14 protein-coding genes and 1 pseudogene are annotated in these 20,608 nt (G+C 68.9%); 8 read left to right on the top strand and 7 right to left on the bottom strand.

What is annotated here, in order from left to right:
• Nucleotides 1–4: 4 nt before the first annotated feature.
• From AC5Y6X_RS14475 to AC5Y6X_RS14465, 3 genes are read left to right on the top strand one after another with little or no spacing between them, the layout of a single operon-like run.
• On the top strand, nucleotides 5–823 hold the full coding sequence (locus tag AC5Y6X_RS14475; RefSeq protein ID WP_499987080.1) for a lysophospholipid acyltransferase family protein: 819 nt from the start codon (nucleotides 5–7) through the stop codon (nucleotides 821–823).
• A 25-nt stretch (nucleotides 824–848) separates the two neighbouring features.
• A complete protein-coding gene (locus AC5Y6X_RS14470) occupies nucleotides 849–2,405 on the top strand; it encodes a succinic semialdehyde dehydrogenase (protein ID WP_499987079.1) in 1,557 nt (518 codons plus the stop codon).
• 8 nt (nucleotides 2,406–2,413) lie between these two features.
• Nucleotides 2,414–4,159 (top strand): GMC oxidoreductase, encoded by a 1,746-nt coding sequence (locus AC5Y6X_RS14465; RefSeq protein ID WP_499987078.1) that lies wholly within the window; start codon nucleotides 2,414–2,416, stop codon nucleotides 4,157–4,159.
• A 158-nt stretch (nucleotides 4,160–4,317) separates the two neighbouring features.
• On the opposite strand, the gene AC5Y6X_RS14460 is transcribed toward AC5Y6X_RS14465, so the two are convergent.
• From AC5Y6X_RS14460 to AC5Y6X_RS14445, 4 genes are all read right to left on the bottom strand, one after another.
• On the bottom strand, nucleotides 4,318–5,766 hold the full coding sequence (locus AC5Y6X_RS14460) for a lipase maturation factor family protein (RefSeq protein ID WP_499987077.1): 1,449 nt from the start codon (nucleotides 5,764–5,766) through the stop codon (nucleotides 4,318–4,320).
• A gap of 86 nt (nucleotides 5,767–5,852) precedes the next feature.
• Complete coding sequence (locus AC5Y6X_RS14455) at nucleotides 5,853–10,025, bottom strand: alpha-(1->3)-arabinofuranosyltransferase domain-containing protein (protein ID WP_499987076.1); 4,173 nt, start codon at nucleotides 10,023–10,025, stop codon at nucleotides 5,853–5,855.
• Between the two features lie 127 nt (nucleotides 10,026–10,152).
• Nucleotides 10,153–10,326, bottom strand: a complete 174-nt coding sequence (locus tag AC5Y6X_RS14450) for a DUF2613 domain-containing protein (RefSeq protein WP_065443914.1) — start codon at nucleotides 10,324–10,326, stop codon at nucleotides 10,153–10,155.
• A gap of 82 nt (nucleotides 10,327–10,408) precedes the next feature.
• Nucleotides 10,409–10,606 carry a DUF2613 family protein gene (locus AC5Y6X_RS14445; protein WP_499987075.1) on the bottom strand — a complete coding sequence of 66 codons (198 nt, stop codon included), beginning with the start codon at nucleotides 10,604–10,606 and terminating at the stop codon, nucleotides 10,409–10,411.
• Between the two features lie 110 nt (nucleotides 10,607–10,716).
• On the opposite strand from AC5Y6X_RS14445, the gene AC5Y6X_RS14440 reads away from it, so the two are divergent.
• Entirely contained in the window at nucleotides 10,717–11,862 is a 1,146-nt protein-coding gene (locus tag AC5Y6X_RS14440) for a glycoside hydrolase family 3 N-terminal domain-containing protein (protein ID WP_499987074.1), read from the top strand.
• 50 nt (nucleotides 11,863–11,912) lie between these two features.
• Nucleotides 11,913–12,575 carry a TetR/AcrR family transcriptional regulator gene (locus AC5Y6X_RS14435; RefSeq protein WP_499987073.1) on the top strand — a complete coding sequence of 221 codons (663 nt, stop codon included), beginning with the start codon at nucleotides 11,913–11,915 and terminating at the stop codon, nucleotides 12,573–12,575.
• Here the strand turns inward: AC5Y6X_RS14435 and AC5Y6X_RS14430 are convergent.
• Together AC5Y6X_RS14430 and AC5Y6X_RS14425 are read right to left on the bottom strand one after the other, a co-directional pair.
• Nucleotides 12,572–13,417, bottom strand: a complete 846-nt coding sequence (locus AC5Y6X_RS14430) for a MaoC/PaaZ C-terminal domain-containing protein (RefSeq protein WP_499987072.1) — start codon at nucleotides 13,415–13,417, stop codon at nucleotides 12,572–12,574. The two genes, AC5Y6X_RS14435 and AC5Y6X_RS14430, sit on opposite strands and share 4 nt — an antisense overlap.
• A gap of 25 nt (nucleotides 13,418–13,442) precedes the next feature.
• Nucleotides 13,443–14,807, bottom strand: a complete 1,365-nt coding sequence (locus tag AC5Y6X_RS14425) for a 3-oxoacyl-ACP reductase (RefSeq protein ID WP_499987071.1) — start codon at nucleotides 14,805–14,807, stop codon at nucleotides 13,443–13,445.
• A 147-nt stretch (nucleotides 14,808–14,954) separates the two neighbouring features.
• On the opposite strand from AC5Y6X_RS14425, the gene AC5Y6X_RS14420 reads away from it, so the two are divergent.
• A complete protein-coding gene (locus AC5Y6X_RS14420; RefSeq protein WP_499987070.1) occupies nucleotides 14,955–16,256 on the top strand; it encodes an acetyl-CoA C-acetyltransferase in 1,302 nt (433 codons plus the stop codon).
• Nucleotides 16,257–16,535: 279 nt separating this feature from the next.
• Here AC5Y6X_RS14420 and AC5Y6X_RS14415 read toward each other — a convergent pair whose 3' ends face one another.
• Nucleotides 16,536–18,371 (bottom strand): acyl-CoA dehydrogenase, encoded by a 1,836-nt coding sequence (locus AC5Y6X_RS14415; protein WP_499987069.1) that lies wholly within the window; start codon nucleotides 18,369–18,371, stop codon nucleotides 16,536–16,538.
• A gap of 783 nt (nucleotides 18,372–19,154) precedes the next feature.
• Here AC5Y6X_RS14415 and AC5Y6X_RS14410 point away from each other — a divergent pair.
• Together AC5Y6X_RS14410 and AC5Y6X_RS14405 are read left to right on the top strand one after the other, a co-directional pair.
• Nucleotides 19,155–19,280, top strand: a pseudogene (locus AC5Y6X_RS14410) (MbtH family NRPS accessory protein); the annotation flags it as partial.
• Nucleotides 19,281–19,352: 72 nt separating this feature from the next.
• Nucleotides 19,353–20,608, top strand: a 1,256-nt coding sequence (locus tag AC5Y6X_RS14405; RefSeq protein WP_499987068.1) for a condensation domain-containing protein, incomplete at its 3' end; no start/stop codon positions are given.

The following is a 20,608-nucleotide window of genomic DNA, read 5'->3' as shown; positions in this document are numbered from 1 at the left end:
CACGATGACGTCCACCGCACCGAAGGCACCGCAGGCGCCCAACGAAACGTTCATGCGCTACGCGCAGAACCCGATCTGGAACTTCCTGTGCGACCACTACTTTCGGCTGGAGATAGACGGCTGGCACCGGATTCCCGAGGAGCCGTCGTTGCTGATCGGCATCCACTCCGGTGGTGCGCTGACGATGGACGCCTGGACGCTGGTGCATTCCTGGCACCGCCATTTCGACGGTCGGCGCGTCCTGCACGGCATCGCCCACGACGTGCTGATGGGCGCGCCGCTGCTGGGCGACTACTTTCGCGCCGTCGGGGTGATCCCGGCCTCGCGTCAGGGCGTGACCGCCGCCCTGGCGGCCGGCCACGACGTGGTCGTCTGGCCGGGCGGCGAACAGGACTCGATGCGCAACTGGCGCCATCGCGACAAGGCAATGCTGTTCGGCCGCAAGGGCTTCGTCCGCCAGGCGATTCGTTCGGGCGTGCCGATCGTCCCGGTCGCGACGGTAGGCGGCCACGACACCGTGTTCGTGCTCTCCGAGGGCCGCTTCCTGGCCCGCTGGACCGGGCTCGGAAAGCGGCTGCGCGGCGCGACCATGCCGATCATCGCGGGCTTCCCGTTCCCGTTGGCCGTCGAGGTGCTGCCCGCGCACCTGCCGCTGCCGGCGAAGATCCGCACCGAGTTTCTGGATCCGATCCGGGTCGACACCGACCCGGCCCGCGCCGACGACGCCGCCTACATCGACAAGGTGTACGACGAGGTCCAGGGCGCGATCCAGGACGGCATGGACCGGTTGGCCAAGCGTCGCAGCTTCCCGGTCTTCGGATGATCGGCGACCGGGAGGCACGATGACCATGACGACTGTCGAAGCACGCTCCGTTCTGCTCAAGGAATTGGCGAGTCGGGTGGAGGCCGCCGACGGCGCCAAGCGCCTGGAGGTAGCCAACGCGATGACGGGCCGCCCGCTCGGGGACGTCCCCCGCTGCACGGTCGACGGCGTGGCCGAAGCCGCGCAGCGCGCCCGCGCGGCACAGCCGGCCTGGGCCGCGCGTCCGGTCAAGGAACGCGCGGCCGTGTTGCTGCGCTTCCACGATCTGGTGCTGCAACATCAGGATGAGGTTCTCGATCTCATCCAGCTCGAGAACGGCAAGGCGCGCCGGCACGCGTTCGAAGAGGTCCTCGACGTCTGCCTGACCGCCCGCTACTACGCGAACACCGCGGCCGACTACCTGAGCCCCAAGCGGCGCCAGGGCGTGCAGCTGATGCTCACCAAGGTGAGCGAACTCCATCACCCCAAGGGCGTCGTCGGCATCATCTCGCCGTGGAACTATCCGCTGACGCTGGGCATCAGCGACGCCCTCCCGGCGATCGTCGCCGGCAACGCGGTGCTGACCAAACCCGATCAGCAGACACCGTTTTCGGCGCTGTGGGCGGTCCGGCTGCTCGAGGAGGCGGGCATGCCGGCCGGTGTGGTGCAGGTCGTCACCGGGTCCGGCTCCGAGCTGGGCACGTCGATCATCGAGGCGTCCGACTATCTGATGTTCACCGGTTCCACCGCGGTGGGCCGCACCGTCGCCGCGCAGGCGGGCGAGCGGCTCATCGACTGCTCGATGGAGCTGGGCGGCAAGAACGCGCTGCTGGTGCTCGACGACGCCGACGTGCGCAAGACGGTGTCCGGCGCGCTGCGGGCGGCGTTCTCCAACGCCGGGCAGCTGTGCATCTCGGTCGAACGCATCTACGTGCCCGGTGCCCTGTGGGACGAGTTCACCACGCGCTATGCGGAGGCCGCCAAGGCGCTGAAACTCTCTGCGGCGCTGGACTATTCGGCCGACATGGGTTCGCTGATCTCCGACAAGCAACTCAAGACGGTCGCCGAGCACGTCGACGACGCGGTGGCCAAGGGCGCCACCGTGTTGGCGGGCGGCAAGCCGCGGCCCGACATCGGCCCGCACTTCTACGAGCCCACCATCCTCACCGGGGTGCGCGAGGGCATGACCGCATTCGCCAACGAGACCTTCGGGCCCGTCGTCTCGCTCTACCGCGTGGACAGCGAGGATGAGGCCATCGAGAAGGCCAACGACAGCGACTACGGCCTGAACTTCAGCGTCTGGACCTCCAACCCGAAGCGCGGCCAGCGGGTCGCCGCCCGCCTGCAGGCCGGCACCGTCAACGTCAACGAGGCCTACGCGGCCGCCTGGGGATCGGTCGACGCCCCGATGGGCGGCATGAAGGCCTCCGGCCTCGGCCGCCGCCACGGCGAACACGGCATCCTCAAATACACCGAGTCCCAGACGATTGCCACCGAGCGCCTGCTGCCCGTCGGCGCGCCGACGTGGCTCAACCCCGGCCGCTACGCGCGGATCATGACCACCGGGCTGCGCGCCCTCAAGCGGACGCCCGGCGTCAAATAGGAGAACTGATGTCTGAACAATTCGACTACGACGTCGTGGTGATCGGGTCGGGCTTCGGCGGCAGCGTCACGGCATTACGGCTGACGGAGAAGGGGTACCGCGTCGGCGTGCTCGAGGCGGGCCGGCGTTTCACCGACGACCAGTTCGCGAAAACCAGTTGGGATGTGCGCAATTTCGTGTGGGCGCCCAAACTGGGCTGCTTCGGGATCCAGCGCATCCACCTGCTGCGGGACTGCGTGATCCTGGCCGGCGCCGGAGTCGGCGGCGGATCGTTGAACTACGCCAACACCCTGTACAAGCCCCCCGCGCCGTTCTTCAACGATCCGCAGTGGAAGCACATCACCGACTGGGAGGACGAGCTGACGCCCCACTACGAGCAGGCCCAGCGCATGCTCGGTGTGGTGCGCAACCCGCACATGACCCCGGCCGACGAGATCATCAAGTCGATCGCCGAGGACATGGGGGTCGGTGACACATTCATCCAGACACCGGTCGGCGTGTTCTTCGGCGAGCCCGGAAAAACCGTTGCCGACCCGTTCTTCGGCGGCGCCGGGCCTGCGCGCACCGGCTGCATCGAATGCGGCAACTGCATGGTGGGCTGCCGGTACGGCGCCAAGAACACGCTGGTGAAGAACTATCTCGGCCTCGCCGAACGCGCCGGTGCCACTGTCCATCCGTTGACCACCGTCACGTCGCTGCAACAGCGTTCCGACGGAGCGTGGAACGTCGACACCGTGCGCACGGGCGCGGTGCTGCGCAAGAAACGCCGAACCTTCACCGCGCCGTACGTGGTGCTGGCCGCCGGCACCTGGGGCACGCAGAACCTGCTGCACAAGATGAAGGCCACCGGCACGCTGCCCAACCTGTCCGACCGGCTCGGCGCGCTCACCCGTACCAACTCCGAATCCATCCTGGGCGCAACGAAATACAGGGTCGACCCCGCCCTGGACCTGACCCACGGCGTCGCAATCACCTCCTCGATCCACCCCACCGGCGACACCCACATCGAGCCGGTGCGCTACGGCAAGGGCTCCAATCTGATGGGCATGCTGCAGACCCTGATGACCGACGGCGGTGGCCGCTGGCCGCGCTGGCTGAAGTTCCTCGCCGTGGCCGCGAAGAACCCGGCGGCGCTGCTGCGCGTGCTGACCGTGAAGACCTGGAGCGAGCGCACGGTCATCACCCTGGTGATGCAGCACCTGGACAACTCGATCACCACGTTCACCAAGCGGGGACTGCGCGGGCGGCACCTGTCGAGCCGGCAAGGCCACGGCCAGCCCAACCCGACGTGGATCCCGGTGGGCAACGAGGCGACCCGCAGGATCGCCGAGAAGATCCACGGCGTGGCCGCCGGAAGCTGGGGTGAACTGTTCAACATCCCGATGACCGCACATTTCCTCGGCGGCTGCGTCATCGGCGCGGACCCCGAACACGGTGTCATCGACCCCTACCACCGGGTTTACGGCTACCCGACCCTCAGTGTCGTCGACGGCTCGGCGGTCTCGGCGAACCTGGGGGTGAACCCGGCACTGACGATCACCACGCAGGCCGAACGGGCCGCGGCGATGTGGCCGAACAAGGGCGAGCAGGACCAGCGGCCGGAGCAGGGTCAGGGCTACCGTCGGGTACGGCCGATCGCCCCGAACAATCCCGTGGTGCCGGAAGGCGCGCCGGGCGCATTGCGGCTCCCGGTCGTCGAGATCCGCGAGACGGCCGCCCGCGCACCGCAGACACCGGGTGCTGGAGTCGCCTGATGCGCCGGCTTGCCGGCGAGTGTGTACTCACGGCTTTCATTGTGTACTCACGGCGTGATCCAGAGCCGAAATCGCGCCGTGGATGCACAATCAAATCCCTGGGTTCACACTCAAAACCGTAGGCGCACAGTCAAATTGCCAGCTCGCGGGCCAGTCGGCTAGCCGTGATCCTGCGGGGTCAGTCTATGCAGCGTAAAGGGGCCGGCGTAGCGGCCGATCAGGGTGCGGTGCCACCAGGCCCGGTCGCGGCGCAGCTCGGCCGGGGTGGTGAAGCGGTATTCGTAGAGCAGCGCCCGCACGTACCGCGGCGGTGAATCCGGGAAGGGGTTGTGCCGCAACAAGCGCAGCGTGGGCGGATCGTTGCGCAGCAACCGCTGCAGAAGCGGGCCCAGCCAGGGTTGCGCGTAGCCCGGCGAGATCGCGGCGAACCACATCAGCCAGTCCAGCCGCAGATGGTAGGGCGCCCACTGGCGCGGCAGCCGACGCACGGCGCCGGGCTTTCCCTTGAAATCGTATTCCCGCCAAACCGTCTGGGCGGTGATCTGGGGTTCGTCGGTGCCTTCGATCACCACCTCGCGCCTGACGCGGCCGATGCTGCCGAACGCACCGTAGGTGTTCACCAAGTGAAATGGGTTGAACGACATGTTCATTCGCTGATTCGGCGACAGCATGTTGCGCACCGGCCAGTAGGTCATGAACACCACCGCCACGGTGAAGGCGATGACCAGCCCGGCGAACCACGGCGGCGGCGCCGCCAGCGCCGGATGCGCGGGTATCGGCAGCACCGCCCCCGCCGACGAGTCGTCGATGGCGCTGAACGCCAGGACGATCGTCACCCAGTTCAGCCACGCGAAGTTGCCCGACGCCACCAGCCAGAGCTGGGTGACCACGACGATCGCCGCGGCGACGCTGGCCACCGGCTGCGGCGCGAACAACCCGAACGGCACCACCAGCTGGGCGAAATGGTTGCCGGCCACCTCGATCCGGTGCAGCGGCTTGGGCAGGCGATGGAAGAACCAACTCAACGGCCCCGGCATCGGCTGGGTTTCGTGGTGGTAGTACAGGCAGGTCAGGTCGCGCCAGCACGGATCGCCGCGCATCTTGATCAGCCCGGCGCCGAACTCGACCCGGAAGAGCAGCAGGCGCGCCATCCACAGCGTCAGGATCGGGGGCGCGACACGGTCGTTGCCGAGAAAGATCGCCAGGAACCCGGTCTCCAGCAGCAGCGATTCCCAGCCGAACGAGTACCACGCCTGCCCGACGTTGACGATCGACAGGTAGAGCGCCCACAGAGTCAGCCAGATCAGCATTGCCAGCCACAGCGGCGCCAGGTCGCCCACGCCGGCGACGACGGCGGCCGCCAGCGCCGCGCCGGACCACGAGACGCCGGCGAACAACCGGTCGGAGTAGCGCAGGTGGAAGATGCTCGGCATTCGCCAGAAGCTCTGCCCGGCCAAAAACCGGGGCACCGGCAGGATTCCGTGTTCGCCGATGAGCGCGCGGAACTGCAGGGCGGCCGCGAGGAACGCGATCAGGTACAGGGCCGCCACGCCGCGTTCGAGCACCAGCCGGCCCAGCCAGTAATCGGGCGCGGACATCCATCCCATGGCCGTAACTCCTCGGACGCTGGCGATTACACCAACCCGCGTATCCAGTCAACCAGCGGGTAGACGCGTAGCCAACTCCCTCGGTGTCATTCGTCTTCACGCGGGCGCGCCCGCTCGGGCATGACCACGACCGAGGCCGCGAGCGCGCCAAGCGAAATCAGCGCCAGCAGTTGCACATTCGCGGAATGACCGGCGTAACCGTCGACCGAGCGCCAGGGATGCCGGGACAGCTCGGCCCCCGCCAGGATCAGCCCGCCGGCGCTCAGCGCGACACTAACTGCTTCCCGCCATCGCGGCCGGCCGCGCAGCGCGTAGCGCAGACCGAGGGCCGCAAACGCCACGGTGAACCCGGCCACCCCGGCGATCACCGTCCCCACCGCCAGCACCGCGACCCCGGCCCACGGTCCGGGCGGCCAGGGCGCGGCGGGCGGGTCGTCCGAGGACCCGCGCCGGGTGCGCCACAGCGCGAGCAGGGCCAGCAGCGGCAGCAGCGCCAGCCCCACCGCGAGCCCGGTCCGGTACAGCGAGTTGGTGGCGAAGGTCAGGGTGATGGTGCCGGGGTCGCCCGCCGGCACCACCCAGCCCTGCTGCCACCCGTTGACGGCGACGGGCGTCAACCGGGTGCCGTTTCCGGTGCGCGCCACCCAGCCGGGGTTGATGCTCTCCGGAATGACCAGCACCCGCGGCGTGGCCGACGCGGGGGCCCGCACCTCGCGCCGGTCGGGGCCCCACGCCCCGATCACGGCCCGCGAAGCGCCGGCGCCGCCGGGCAATTCGGCGGCTCCCGGTGTTGTCAGCTGGGCGCCGTCCACGACGAACTGGGCGCCGGGGCTGATCAGCAGCTCCTGCTGCCCCGCGGGCAGCGCGATCGGGTCGCGGTCGCACGGTCGCGCCTCGACCGGTTCGCCGTCGAGCAGCGCGCCCACCGTCGTGCGGATCGCGGTGTGCACGAATCGGCCCGCGACCGCGATGACCGGGCCGTGCTCACAGCCGACCGTGACCTCGCGGGAGCGGTTGCGGGCGGCGTCGGCGGGCGCGATCGGGCGGCCGTCGGCGCCGAGGGCCGCGACCTCGGCCAGCCCCGGCGGCTTGAGCTGGTCGAAGCCCAGCGCGTTGCGGTCGATGACGTCCTCCCAGTCCAGCAGGCTGACGGTGACGGTGTCGGTGACCCGCGGCTGCAGCGACAGGGTCTGCGGCTCGCCAGGCCTCAACTTCCGGACCTGCGGGCCGTCGCCCAGGTTGACGGCGACCACCGTCGGGTGCGCGGGCAGCGCCGAGCGTCCGGGATCCAGGCGCAGCCCGGCGACCTCGGTGGGCCGCGGCAGGGTCAGCGTCAGCGTCGGCGGGGACTTGTGCTGCACCACCCGCTGCGGCGCCGTCCACGCGGTGGCCGGGTCGCCGTCGGCGGCCGCGTACGCCGAGCCGGGGACGTCCACCCCGTCGGAATCCCCTTGGGCGCGTGTGGTATTCGGCTCGGCGATCAGGTCGGCCAGCTTCGGGCCCTGCCGCGGCCGCACCCAAAGTGTCGGGGTCACCGACACCGGGGAGGGAACGGTCAGGGTGCGGCTGAAGTTGACCGGCTCCTCGGGCGCCAGCGCCATCGACGGGGCGCAGCGCACGCCGCCGTCGGGTGCCGGCGCGCAGCCCGGCCGGCCGAGCAGTTCCGAGCCGAGGTCCCAGCCCGCGACCGCCGAGCCCGGCGGCGGCCCGGGCACCAGCGCGGTGTGCCGCAGGCTGACCGGGTGGGCGAACCCCGACGCGTCGTACTGCGTGATCGCCAGGTCGGTGATGCCGAACTGGACACCGGCCGACCCGTCGTCGGTGCCGGCGGCGGTGATCCGCACCCACGGGGTTTCCCCGTACGGCAGGGCCGCGGCCAGCGGCTTGCCGGGCTCGTCGAACCGCAGCGTGGTGCTGCCGTTGGCCGTCTCGATCAGGATGCGGCGGATCTGGGCGCCGACGGCGGTGGCGCTGGGTGTGAGGGTGATGGCGGCGTTGGTCACCGGGTGGTCGAAATCCACCTGCAGCCACTGCCCGACGGCCGCCTGCAGGGCGTTGGACACCCACGCGGTCGCCGAGTCGCCGTCGATCGCCGCGGCGGGGGAGGCCGCCGGCGCGACGTCGGGCATCGCGGTGGAATCCGACGACGAGCTGGACACGGTGATGCGCCCGCCCGTCCAGCCGCCGAAGACGGTGTCGGCGCCCGGCACCGGGTAGTCGGGCACCCGGTTGTAGGTGTGCCGCGCGTCGCCGGCCGCCCGGATCGCCGACGAGTGCTGGTCCACCCGGCCGTAGTCGGTCTCGCGCGCCACCGGGGTGTCGGTGACGGTGACGGCGGGCGCCGCCAGGCCCGCGCCGCGGGCGTCGGCGGTCAGCAGCGCCGGCCCAAGCGGGGGTTGGCCCAGCAGCCGGCGCCGCTCGTCGAGGCGCAGCAGCACCTCGGGGCCGCCGTCGACCCGGGCCAGCCGATCGGCGTCGACGAAGTAGGGCGCGCCGGGCTCGCCGGCAACATCGACGCGGTAAATCTCCACCGCCGGGTAGCGCGGCCGCAGCCCGCTGTCGGCGACGAAGCCGGCCACCGCGCCGGGCCCCACCGGCGCGCCGAACTGGGCCACCTTCCCCAGTCGCGGCGACCCGTCGATCGCGCGGTGCACCAGGATCGGGCGCGCCGAGCGCGACGTGTCGGGGTCCAGGTCGTTGCGCAGCACCACATACGAAATGCCTTGGCGGGCAAGGGTATCGGCCAGGCCCGCCGACGGGCGCCCGGCCGCGATCAGGCGCTGCACCGAATCCAGCGCCCGAATGGTCTGCGGCGGGGTCAACGGGATGGAGTCGCGCACCCCCCACGGGCCCGTACCGAGCACCTGCAGCGGCTCGTCGTGGCTGGTGCCCCACAGCTGGGTGGCGAACGGCGCCCCGGGAACCACCAGCACCCGCCCTGTGTTGTGCTCGCCGAGCCAGTCGGCGGCCTCGTGCCAGTACCGGGGTATCGCGTCGAACGTGCCCGGCGGGGCCAGCCGACCGGTCCACGCCAGCGACGTGCTGACCGTCAGCGCGGTCAGGATCACCACCGTCGCCGCGACCCGCTTGTCGCGCTCGGGGTGGGCGAATGCGGGCAGCCACACCGACACCGGCACCCAACCGGGCAGCGGCACCCGGCCCAGCAGCTGCGCGATGCCCAGCGCGATCGGGATCCGGACCACCGAGTCCAGCTTGTGCACGTTGCGCAGCGGCGCCCCGGCGGCGTCCAGGAACGCCTGAACCTGGTGGGCCAGCGGCGAGCCCAGCCCGCCGCTGTAGCCGACGGCCATCAGCGCCACGCCCACCAACAGCATCGTCACCAGCCGTCCCCGCGCCGGCATCGCGCGCCCGGCCAGCCCGGCCAGCCCCGCCGCCGCCACCAGGCAGGTGCCCAGGATGGCCGCCGACCCGGTCACCAGCGGAGCGCCCGCGGTGGCGCTCGGCGCCACGAACGGGGTCCAGCTCTCGGTGCCGCGCAGCATCTCCACCAGCGACGACCATTGCGTCGTCACGCCCGAGGACTCGATGAAGTCCAGGAACGGCGGGCTGACGCTGCGCAGCGAGCCCAGCGCCACCACCCACCACAGCGTCGCCAGGCACAGGGCCAAAAGCCACCACGCCGTGTAGCGCCACCACAACCGGTTCGGCCGGTGGCAGGCCCACCAGATCAGCGCGGGCAGGCAGCCGGCCAGCGTCGCGATCGCGTTGACCGCGCCCATCAGCGCGACGGCCAGCCCCGCCTGGCCGGCCAGCGCCCGCACCGAGCGGCCAGCCGACCCCCGCAGCGCCAGGATGGTGGGCAGCAACACCCACGGCGCCAGCATCATCGGCAGGGTTTCCGACGAGATCGAGCCGAGCGTGGTCAGCACACGCGGCGACAGCGCGAACGCCACCGCGCCGATGACGCGCGACGACGGGCTGCCGATCCCCAGCGCCTCCGCGACCCGCAACAGCCCCCAGAAGCCGACCGTCAGCAGCAGCGCCCACCACAGGCGCTGGGTCACCCAACCGGGCAGCCCCAGAAAATGCCCGAGCAGAAAGAAGGTGCCGTGCGGAAACAGATAGCCGTAGGCCTGGTTCTGCGCCTGGCCGAACGGCAGGTCGCTGTTCCACAGGTTGGTCGCCCGGGCCAGGAAGCGCAGCGGGTTGGCGGTGAGGTCGAGCTTGGTGTCGGGCGACACCTGCCCGGGGGACTGGGCGAACGTCAGCGCCAGGGCGATCGCGGCCACCAGCGGCAACCACCGGCGGGATAGCGCCGGCGAGCCCGACGCGGGATCCGCGAGCTCCGCGCGCGCCGACCCCGCCGTCGCGGAGTCCGATGGCGGCGACCCGCTGCGCCCGGCTTCGCCGCGCTTGCGATCGCCGCTAGCTACGGTTGCCGTACTCGACCCGGTTGAGCACTGACGACTGCGGATCGCCCCCGGGTAGTGGCGGTTTCGTGTCCTGCTGCACCATCAGCGTGATCCCGAAGATCGCGGCCGCGCCCAGCAACAGACCAACCACGACGCTCGCGGCGGCGGGCGCGATGATCCGGTTCATCGATGGCTCCTTGATTCGCGGTCGTGACGGCAGACAACCCAACGTCAACCTAGCAGAAGGGCGCCGCCGGCCCGGCCCGCGCTCAGGGCCAGCGCAGGCAGTGCCCGTGCCAGCAGCGGTCGCCGTACTGCACCGGGTATGGCCGAAGCGGTGTCGACACGACGGGCGCCGGTGCCGCCCGGTGATCCTGAACCGCGAGCGTGACGCCGACGGTCGCGACGGCGCCGATCGACAGGCCCGCCGCGATGCTGGCCGCGGCGGCCAGCGTGAACCCGGTCATCGCCGGCTCCTCCCTGCCAGGCAAACGGCCTCACCGGCCCCCGATCGGAACGCTACCGTCGGCGCCCCCTGGAGGGCGGGACGAAACGCCCGTCGTGACAACATGTCCCGATGGCTTTCCCCCGGATCCTGGCCGTGCTGGCCGTCGCGTCGCTGCTGGCGGCCTGCGGCCACGACACCGCCCGGCACCCCTCGTCGACGGTCAGCAAGCCGGCGGCCGCGCCCGCGCCCCCGGTGTGCGGCGACCCGACGAGCATGCCGAAGGCGCTGTCGACCCGCGACAAGCTGGCGCAGCTGCTGATGGTGGGCGTCAAGAACGCCGACGACGCCCGCGCCGTCGTCAACGGTCACCACGTCGGCGGGATCTTCATCGGCAGCTGGACCGACCTGTCGATCTTCAAGGGCCCGCTGGCCGACATCGCGGGCAAGGCCGGCCCGCTGCCGCTGGCGGTCAGCGTCGACGAGGAGGGCGGCCGGGTCTCGAGGCTGAAGTCGCTGATCGGGCCGGCGCCGTCGGCCCGGGAGCTGGCCCAGACCCAGACCGTGGCCCAGGTCCACGACCTGGCGCTGCAGCGCGGCAAGAAGATGCACGACCTGGGGATCACCGTCGACTTCGCCCCCGACGTCGACGTCAGCGACGAGCCCGACGACGCCGTGATCGGCAACCGCTCGTTCGGCAACGATCCGGCCCAGGTCACCGCCTACGCCGACGCCTACGCGCGGGGCCTGCGGGAGGCCGGGCTGCTGCCGGTGCTCAAGCATTTCCCCGGCCACGGGCACGGCTCGGGTGACTCGCACACTGGTGGGGTCGTCACGCCGCCGCTGAGCGAGCTGCAAAGCGTGGACCTGGTGCCGTACCGCACGCTGGTGGCCGCGAGCCCGGTGGCCGTGATGGTGGGCCACCTGCAGGTTCCCGGCCTGACCGGCGACCAGCCGGCCAGCCTGAGCCGCCCGGCGGTGCAGTTGCTGCGCGACGGCATCGGCTACGGGGCGCCGCCCTTCGACGGCCCGGTGTTCAGCGACGACCTGTCTTCCATGGCCGCGATCTCCGACCGGTTCGGCGTGTCCGAGGCGGTGCTGCGCAGCCTGCAGGCCGGCACCGACATCGCGCTGTGGGTCACCACCGACGAGGTGCCCGCGGTCCTGGACCGGCTCGAAAAGGCCGTTGCCGCAAACGAATTGGCGATGACGGCGGTGGACCAGTCGGTGGTGCGGGTGGCGACGATGAAGGGGGCCAATCGGGCGTGTGGACACTGACCCGCCGTCGCGTCGTTACTCTGGAGTCAGATAGCTAGAGAGGCGAGGTCATGGCGGGTGGTACCAAGCGATTACCGCGTGCCGTGCGCGAACAGCAGATGCTCGACGCCGCCGTGCAGATGTTCTCGGTCAACGGCTACCACGAGACTTCGATGGACGCCATCGCCGCCGAGGCGCAGATCTCCAAGCCGATGCTCTACCTGTACTACGGCTCCAAGGAGGACCTGTTCGGCGCGTGCCTGAACCGCGAGCTGAGCCGGTTCATCGAAGCGGTGCGCGCCGACATCGACTTCACCCAGAACCCAAGGGACTTGCTGCGCAACACGATCGGGTCGTTCCTGCGCTACATCGACGCCAACCGGGCGTCGTGGATCGTGATGTACACCCAGGCCATCAGCTCGCAGGCGTTCGCGCACACCGTGCGCGAGGGGCGCGAGCAGATCATCGAGCTGGTGGCCGGGCTGGTGCGGGCCGGCAGTCGCGTCCCGCGGGCCGACGCCGACTACCAGATGATGGCGGTGGCGCTGGTGGGCGCGGGCGAGGCGATGGCCACCCGGCTGTCCACCGGCGATATCGACGTCGACGAGGCGACCGAGCTGATGATCGACCTGTTCTGGCACGGCCTGCGCGGAGCTCCCGAGGACCGCGAGGCCGCGGCCGAGGCGGGCGGGGACCGCGCGCCGATTCGCCGCAGCCCGAAGCACGCCGGCTAGAGAGCGCGGACCGTGCCGGTCAGGTGCGGGTATCCCTTGGCGATGTTGCGCAACGACAGATCCCAGCCGCCGTCGTCGCCCCTGTCGATGTAGAGCCCCGTGGTGGCGGGCAGCAGCACCGGCTTGCCGAACCGCACCGTATACGTGACCGCGTCGGGAAACCTGGCCTCGATGTTGGCCAATACCGCTGCGGCGGTGAACATCCCGTGCGCGATCACCGTCGGGAATCCGAACAGCCTGGCGGCGATCGGGTTGGTGTGGATCGGGTTGTGGTCCCCGCCGACGGCGGCGTAGCGCCGGATCTGAGCGGGGGTGATCCGCAGCACCGTGCTGGGCGGCGGCAGCTTGGGCTGCTTCTGCGGCGGCGGCTTGGGCTCGTCGGACAGGCTGGTGCGCTGCTGATGCAGGAAGGTCGTCACCTGGTGCCACGCGGTCTCGTTGCCGACGCTGACGTCGGTCACCAGGTCCACCAGCAGGCCCTTGCGGTGCTCGCGCAGGTTTTCGGCATGCACCCGCACGCCGACGGTGTCGGTGACCGCGATCGGCCGGTACTGCGTGATCCGGTTCTCGGTGTGCACCGATCCCATTGCGGGGAAGGGAAAGTCGAACCCGGTCACCAGCGACATCACGGCGGGAAAGCTCAGCGTGAACGGGTAGGTCAGCGGCACGTTGTTGCCGTAGCGCAGGCCGGTGACCCCGGCGTACTCGGCCACGTTGGTCTGGTCGATCGGTAGTTCCTCGACGGTCACCCTGCGGCTGGGCAACTGGTCGGAGCGGGGCACCAACGGTAACGCCCCGGCCGCGGCGCGCAGCATGTTTCGCAGGCCGCTCGGCTGGTTCATCTCATTCCCTCCGAACTCATGCTTGCTATGCGCCCAGCATGGCCTGGCCACAGACCCGAATCACGTTGCCGGTCACCGCGTTTGACGCCGGGCTGGCGAAGTAGGCGATGGTCTCGGCGACGTCGACGGGCTGCCCGCCCTGCAGCAGCGAGTTCATCCGGCGGCCCACCTCGCGGGTGGCCAGCGGGATGGCGGCGGTCATCTGGGTTTCGATGAATCCCGGTGCGACGGCGTTGATCGTGATGCCCTTGTCGTAGAGCCCCGGCGCCAGCGCCTGGGTGAGCCCGATCATCCCGGCCTTCGTGGTCGCGTAGTTCGTCTGCCCGCGGTTGCCCGCGATGCCGGCCATCGACGACAGGCCGACCACCCGGCCCCCGTCGCCGATGCTGCCGTTGCCGATCAGCCCCTCGGTAAGCCGTTGCGGGGCAAGAAGATTGACGGCCAGGACGGCGTCCCACCGGGCATCGTCCATGTTGGCCAGCAGCTTGTCGCGGGTGATGCCGGCGTTGTTGACCAGGATGTCGGCGTGGCCCGCGTAGTGGTCGCGCAGGTGCTCGGTGATGGTGTCGACGGCGTCGTCGGCGGTGACGTCGAGCCACAGCGGGGTGCCCCCGACCCGGCTGGCGGTTTCGGCCAGCGCCTCGGCGGCGGACTCCACGTCGATCCCGATCACGCGGGCGCCGTCGCGGGCGAACACCTCGGCGATCGTCGCGCCGATCCCGCGGGCCGCGCCGGTGACGATCGCGACCTTGCCGTCGAGCGGCCGGTCCCAGTCGGCCGGCGGCGTGGAGTCGGCCGCCCCGATGTAGAACACCTGCCCGTCGACGTAGGCCGACTTGGCCGAGAGGATGAACCGCATCGTGGACTCCAGGCCCGTCGCGGCCGGCTTGGCGTCCGGCGACAGGTACACCAGCTGCACGGTGGCGCCGTTGCGCACCTCCTTGCCCAGCGACCGGGTGAAGCCCTCCAGCGCGCGCTGCGCGATCCGCTCGTCGGTGCTGCCCGCCAGGTCGGGCGTGGTGCCGACGACCGCGACGCGCGCGCAGCGGCCCAGGTTGCGCAGCAGCGGCGTGAAGAAGTCGTGCAGCGCCTTCAGGCCGGCGGGCGCGGTGATGCCGGTGGCGTCGAAAACCAGCCCGCCGAACTGGTCGGCCCAGCGTCCGCCCAGGTTGTTGCCGACCAGGTCGTAGTCCTTTTCCAGCGCCGCGCGCAGCGGCTCGACCACCCTGCCCTCACCACCGATCAGCAGGGATCCGGCCAGCGGCGGATCACCCGCGCGGTAGCGGCGCAGGGTCTCGGGTCGCGGGACGCCGAGTTGCTTCGCCACAAACGAGCCGGCGCCGGAATTGACGATCTGCGAGAACAGATCGGACGAACGATTGGGAGCCACTGAGCTGCCTTCCACTTTCTTTCTCGGTCGAACGTGCCGTATAGGCCAACCGTATCGAGGACGAACTTACTGCAGAGTAAGGAGTGTCAGAACAGTGGGTAGTATGGCCCTCGACGGCCGATCCCAAACTGATAACCGGAGATAATCGTGGCCCCTGCAACCGAATCCAGACGAGTCGCCGTGCTGGGCGGCAACCGCATCCCGTTCGCGAGGTCCGACGGCGCCTACGCCGAGGCGTCCAACCAGGACATGTTCACCGCCGCCCTGGGTGGGCTGGTGGACCGGTTCGGTCTGGCCGGCCAGCGGCTGGGCGTGGTGGTCGGCGGCGCGGTGCTCAAGCACAGCCGGGACTTCAACCTCACCCGCGAATGCGTGCTGGGTTCCGAGCTGTCGTCGTACACCCCCGCGTTCGACATCCAGCAGGCCTGCGGCACCGGCCTGCAGGCGGCGATCGCGGCGGCCGACGGCATCGCGGCCGGCCGATACGACGTCGCCGCCGCCGGTGGCGTGGACACCACCTCCGACCCGCCGATCGGCCTGGGCGACAACCTGCGTCGCACCCTGCTGAAGTTGCGCCGCGCCAAGTCCAACGTGCAGCGGCTGAAGCTGGCGGGCACGCTGCCGGCCACGCTGGGCGTCGAGATCCCCGCCAACAGCGAGCCGCGCACCGGGCTGTCGATGGGCGAGCACGCCGCCATCACCGCCAAGCAGATGGGGATCAAGCGCGTCGACCAGGACGAGCTGGCCGTCGCCAGCCACCGCAACATGGCCGCCGCCTACGACCGCGGCTTCTTCGACGACCTGGTCACGCCGTTCCTGGGGCTGTACCGCGACGACAACCTGCGGCCCGACGCCAACGTGGAGAAGCTGGCCACGCTGCGCCCGGTCTTCGGGGTGAAAGCCGGCGACGCGACGATGACGGCGGGCAACTCGACCCCGCTGACCGACGGCGCCTCGGTGGCCCTGCTGGCCAGCGAGCAGTGGGCCGACGAGCATTCGCTGGCCCCGCTGGCCTACCTGGTGGACGCCGAGACCGCCGCGGTGGACTACGTCAACGGGCGCGACGGCCTGCTGATGGCGCCCACGTACGCGGTGCCCCGGCTGCTGGCCCGCAACGGGCTGAGCCTGCAGGACTTCGATTTCTACGAGATCCACGAGGCGTTCGCGTCGGTGGTGCTGACGCATCTGGGCGCGTGGGAGTCCGAGGAGTACTGCAAGGAGCGGCTGGGCCTCGACGCCGCCCTCGGGTCGATCGATCGCTCCAAGCTCAACGTCAACGGCTCGTCGTTGGCGGCGGGTCACCCGTTCGCGGCCACCGGCGGGCGGATTCTGGCCCAGACGGCCAAGCAGCTCGCCGAGAAGAAGGCGGCCGGTGGCGGGTCCGTCCGGGCGTTGATCTCGATCTGTGCCGCCGGCGGCCAGGGCGTGGCCGCGATCCTGGAGGCCTGACCAGGCCCGACCCGTGCCACGCCGCGACGAGCATCGATTTTCGCGGCGGCCGGTTAGTAACGCCGTCCATTGGGTATCCGAAGTGCCGGATAACCCCGTGTTGTGGTCTGACCCCCCGACCCCGACTGCGACGCGGGGTATCCCATAGTGGGGCCGCCGCTGGAGTGAGGGGATCCAGCGGCGGCCTTTCTCGTCGGCCTTTTCGTCGGGTTTTCGTCGGCCCGCCAAAACGAAAAACCCCGCTTCTTATCGGGAAGCGGGGTTTTCGCTGATGCTCGATCAGAACGCGGCTTCGTCGAGCTCCATGATGTCGTTGTCCAGCGTCTCGATCACCTCGCGGGTGCTGGCTAACAGCGGCAGGAAGTTCTTCGCGAAGAACGACGACACCGCGATCTTGCCCTCGTAGAAGGACCGGTCGGCACCGTCGGCACCGGCGTCGAGCGCCGCCACCGCCACCGCGGCCTGACGCTGCAGCAACCAGCCGATTATCAGGTCACCGACGCTCATCAGGAACCGCACCGAGCCCAGGCCCACCTTGTAGAGGCTGGTGACGTCCTCCTGCGCGGCCATCAGGTAGCCGGTCAGGGTGGCCGCCATGGCCTGGACCTCGGCGAGCGCCTTGCCCAGCAGCTCGCGCTCGGTCTTCAGCCGGCCGTTGCCGGACTCGCTGTCGACGAACTTCTGGATCTCGGTCGACACGTGGCCCAGCGCCACACCCTTGTCGCGGACGATCTTGCGGAAGAAGAAGTCCTGCGCCTGGATGGCGGTGGTGCCCTCGTAGAGCGAGTCGATCTTGGCGTCGCGGATGTACTGCTCGATCGGGTAGTCCTGCAGGAAGCCGGACCCGCCGAACGTCTGCAGGCTCTCGGTCAGCTTCGCGTAGGCCTGCTCGGAGCCCACACCCTTGACGACCGGCAGCAGCAGGTCGTTGATCTTGACAGCCAGGTCCGCGTCGATGCCGTGCACCGCCTGCGCCACCGCCGCGTCCTGGAACGTCGACGTGTAGAGGTACAGCGCGCGCAGACCCTCGGCGTAGGCCTTCTGGGTCATCAGCGACCGGCGGACGTCGGGGTGATGCGTGATCGTCACCCGCGGCGCGGTCTTGTCGGTCATCTGGGTCAGGTCGGCGCCCTGGACGCGCGACTTGGCGTACTCGAGCGCGTTCAGGTAACCGGTCGAAAGGGTGGCGATGGCCTTGGTGCCGACCATCATCCGAGCCTGCTCGATGACCTCGAACATCTGCGCGATGCCGTTGTGCACCTCGCCTACCAGCCAGCCCTTGGCGGGCACGTCGTGCTGGCCGAGCGACAGCTCACAGGTCGCCGAGACCTTCAGGCCCATCTTGTGCTCGACGTTGGTGACGAAAACGCCGTTGCGCTCGCCGATTTCGCCGGTCTCGAAGTCGAACAGGAACTTGGGCACGAAGAACAGCGAGAGCCCCTTGGTGCCCGGGCCGGCGCCCTCCGGGCGGGCAAGCACGAGGTGGAAGATGTTCTCGAACAGGTCGCCGGAGTCACCCGAGGTGATGAAGCGCTTGACGCCCTCGATGTGCCAGGAGCCGTCCTCTTGCTGGATGGCCTTGGTCCGTCCGGCGCCCACGTCGGAACCGGCGTCCGGCTCGGTGAGCACCATGGTCGAGCCCCAGCCGCGCTCGGCCGCGAGCACCGCCCACTTCTTCTGCTCCTCGGTGCCCAGGTGGTAGAGGATGTTGGCGAAGCCGGCGCCGCCGCCGTACATCCAGACCGCCGGGTTGGCGCCCAGGATGTGCTCGTGCAGCGCCCACATCAGCGCCTTGGGCATGGGCATGCCGCCGAGGGCCTCGTCGATGCCGGCCTTGTCCCAATCGGCTTCCTGGACGGCGCGGACCGACTTCTTGAAACTCTCGGGCAGGGTCACCGAGTGCGTCTCCGGGTCGAACACCGGCGGGTTGCGGTCACCCTCGACGAACGATTCCGCGACGGGCCCCTCGGCCAGGCGGGCGATCTCGTTGAGCATTTCCTGGGCGGTCTCGGCGTCGATGTCGCCGTACTCGCCTTGGCCTAACGCCTTGTCAACGCCCAACACCTCGAACAGGTTGAACACCTGGTCGCGGACGTTGCTCTTGTAGTGGCTCACTACTCTCCTCCTCGTTGAGAATTGCCACGTGCGGTTGGGTACTAGGGCTAAGTTACCCACCAGTAACACCGTCAACCTATACCGACCAGTAACTTGAACGCAACCGAATGTGAGCTAAATTCCACTGCCTAAGTAACCAACCGGTTGGGCAGCTTGCGGCAGGTCGTCTACCTGCGGTTATGGTGGGTGGATGAGCGTTGTGGGGTCCCTCACGACGCTGCCCGTGGTGGGCTTGGGACACACTTTCGGCCGCTTCCGACGACCCTCCGCGAGGCGGGCCAGGCTGTAACCACGGGTTCCTCGGCTCGCGTGCGTTATCGACGAGGTCGAATAACAAGCCGCCGGAGGGACGGAAATGTTGCCGGCCAAACTAGGCGACGCGCTGCTGTGCTACGCGGGCGGGGCATAAGACCGATTCGAGCCACCGGTCATTTTTCGCTTTGGACTTTCTGTATTACATCAACAGTCGCCTAGGGCTACATTTAAGTGGCTAAGCGCGATCGTTCCCGGAATGGTTGCAGCTCAAGGGATTTCGCGCCGCGAATGTCCAAGAATGTTGGCTATCGGCCAAGGCATCGCCCACTCGAGTGATCGGCCAAATCAGTATCTTTCGCAGCGCCGATTGAGCCATTCAGAACTTTGTCGAAACCCCGACTGATCTTGAATGCCGTCCAGTATGGTGTGTCGCACTCATATCGGCCCTACGGTCTGGAGATCTGGGTGTGCATCAATCCATTCGATGACGACAATGGCAGCTTTTCCGTCTAGGTCAGCGACGACAAGCTACACAGCCCCGCGCCGGCCTTCGCAGATGTTCCGGCCGGCTGCCGGCTCGTATGGGGCGAAGCAAACCGCGCTGCGCGTGTGGAATACACCGCACACAACTGGCCCGAGGTACGGCCGAAGAATCTGAGCGAGAGGCCTGGCGAGGCCGGGATTTCGCGATGCAAAAAGTCTGCGCAGCGTGGGTTGGAGGGTCGAATGGAGCTTGACGAGCGGGCACTTCCCCTGACTCGTGGGCAGCAGGACATGTGGCTCGCGCAGGAATCGGGCCGTGCCGGTACGGACCTGCAGCTTGGCATACTGCTAAAGATCGATGGCCCGGTAGATCGATATTTGCTTCAGCGGGCGATCGTCCAAGCCATACAAGAGGCCGAACCATGGAGGGCCGGTTTCTTTGAGGCCGAGGGCCGGATTTTCCAAAGGGCGGTTGATTACTCGGATGTTGAGCTTGCCTTCTATGACTTGCGCGACGCGGGCGATCCGGTGCGGGAAGCCCGTGAAATAGCATCGTCGATCCAGCGCACCCCGATGCCGCTAACGGGGCCATTGTTCAGGTTTGCGTTATTCCGGACGGGGACCGAGGAATACTACTGGTTCAACTGCTACCACCACATAGCTATCGACGGATTGGGAATTGCACTAGTCGGCCGCCGGGCTGCAACTATTTACTCCGCAATTGTTTCCGGCGAACCCATTTCCCCTCCTTTTTTCGGCTCACTGCAAGATCTGGTTCGTAGCGAATTAGAGTACGAAGCCTCTGACGATTATCTGCAAGATCAGGCCTATTGGGCTCAGAATCTTCCTCTAGAAAGCGTGCCGGATTATCGGTTGCCCGAAGCCACGGGTGAGTGTGATCCGCTGGCTGCTGCGCCGGTTGAGGTGGCCCAGTTCGTCGTCGGGCGAACCAAAGAGTTGTCCAAAGTGCTGCGCATCCGCAGATATTCGGTCATCACTGCGGCTTGTGCACTTCTGGTGCGGGGGTTCTGCGGTGCCGGATCAGAGGTGGCGCTGGACTTTACGGTCAGCAGGCGAGTGCGTCCGGAGTCAAGGACGCTTCCCGCGATGCTTGTGGGAGTTGTACCGCTGGTGTTGAAGGTGTCGCCGGGGTGCAGCATCGCCGATTTCTGCCAGCATGTTGACGCACGAATACGAGAACTGCTGCAACATCAGCGATTTCCCATCCGTGTCCTCGAGGGTGAAGGTGGCCATCGTGATTTAAGCAGGGTGGCAAGGCGGGTAACCGTTAATTTCATCCCGTCGGCACTAACCCTGGACCTCGCTGGAGTTCCGGCAACAGCGATGTATACGGACCATGGCCTCGTCAGTCATTTTGGGCTGTTCTTCCTTGGAGCCGGTGATCAACTTTTTCTCAACACGGCAGGCGCCGGACAACCATTTGCGAATTTCGACGTCTCCAATTTGGTGGGGCGGTTGGAGCGGGTGTTGGTGGCGAT

The sequence above is a fragment of the Mycobacterium sp. NGS26 genome (assembly GCF_059813025.1).
The sequence above is the reverse complement of the archived record's forward strand: the minus strand, read 5'-3'. Positions and strand labels throughout refer to the sequence as shown.

Excerpts from the sequence above, each read along its gene's own strand:
- AC5Y6X_RS14445 (WP_499987075.1), bottom strand. The coding sequence starts at position 10,606 with ATGACCGGGTTCACGCTGGCCGCCGCGGCCAGCATCGCGGCGGGCCTG.
- AC5Y6X_RS14430 (WP_499987072.1), bottom strand. The coding sequence starts at position 13,417 with ATGAACCAGCCGAGCGGCCTGCGAAACATGCTGCGCGCCGCGGCCGGG.
- AC5Y6X_RS14440 (WP_499987074.1), top strand. The coding sequence starts at position 10,717 with ATGGCTTTCCCCCGGATCCTGGCCGTGCTGGCCGTCGCGTCGCTGCTG.
- AC5Y6X_RS14475 (WP_499987080.1), top strand. The coding sequence starts at position 5 with ATGACGTCCACCGCACCGAAGGCACCGCAGGCGCCCAACGAAACGTTC.
- AC5Y6X_RS14460 (WP_499987077.1), bottom strand. The coding sequence starts at position 5,766 with ATGGGATGGATGTCCGCGCCCGATTACTGGCTGGGCCGGCTGGTGCTC.
- AC5Y6X_RS14465 (WP_499987078.1), top strand. The coding sequence starts at position 2,414 with ATGTCTGAACAATTCGACTACGACGTCGTGGTGATCGGGTCGGGCTTC.
- AC5Y6X_RS14450 (WP_065443914.1), bottom strand. The coding sequence starts at position 10,326 with ATGAACCGGATCATCGCGCCCGCCGCCGCGAGCGTCGTGGTTGGTCTG.
- AC5Y6X_RS14435 (WP_499987073.1), top strand. The coding sequence starts at position 11,913 with ATGGCGGGTGGTACCAAGCGATTACCGCGTGCCGTGCGCGAACAGCAG.
- AC5Y6X_RS14470 (WP_499987079.1), top strand. The coding sequence starts at position 849 with ATGACGACTGTCGAAGCACGCTCCGTTCTGCTCAAGGAATTGGCGAGT.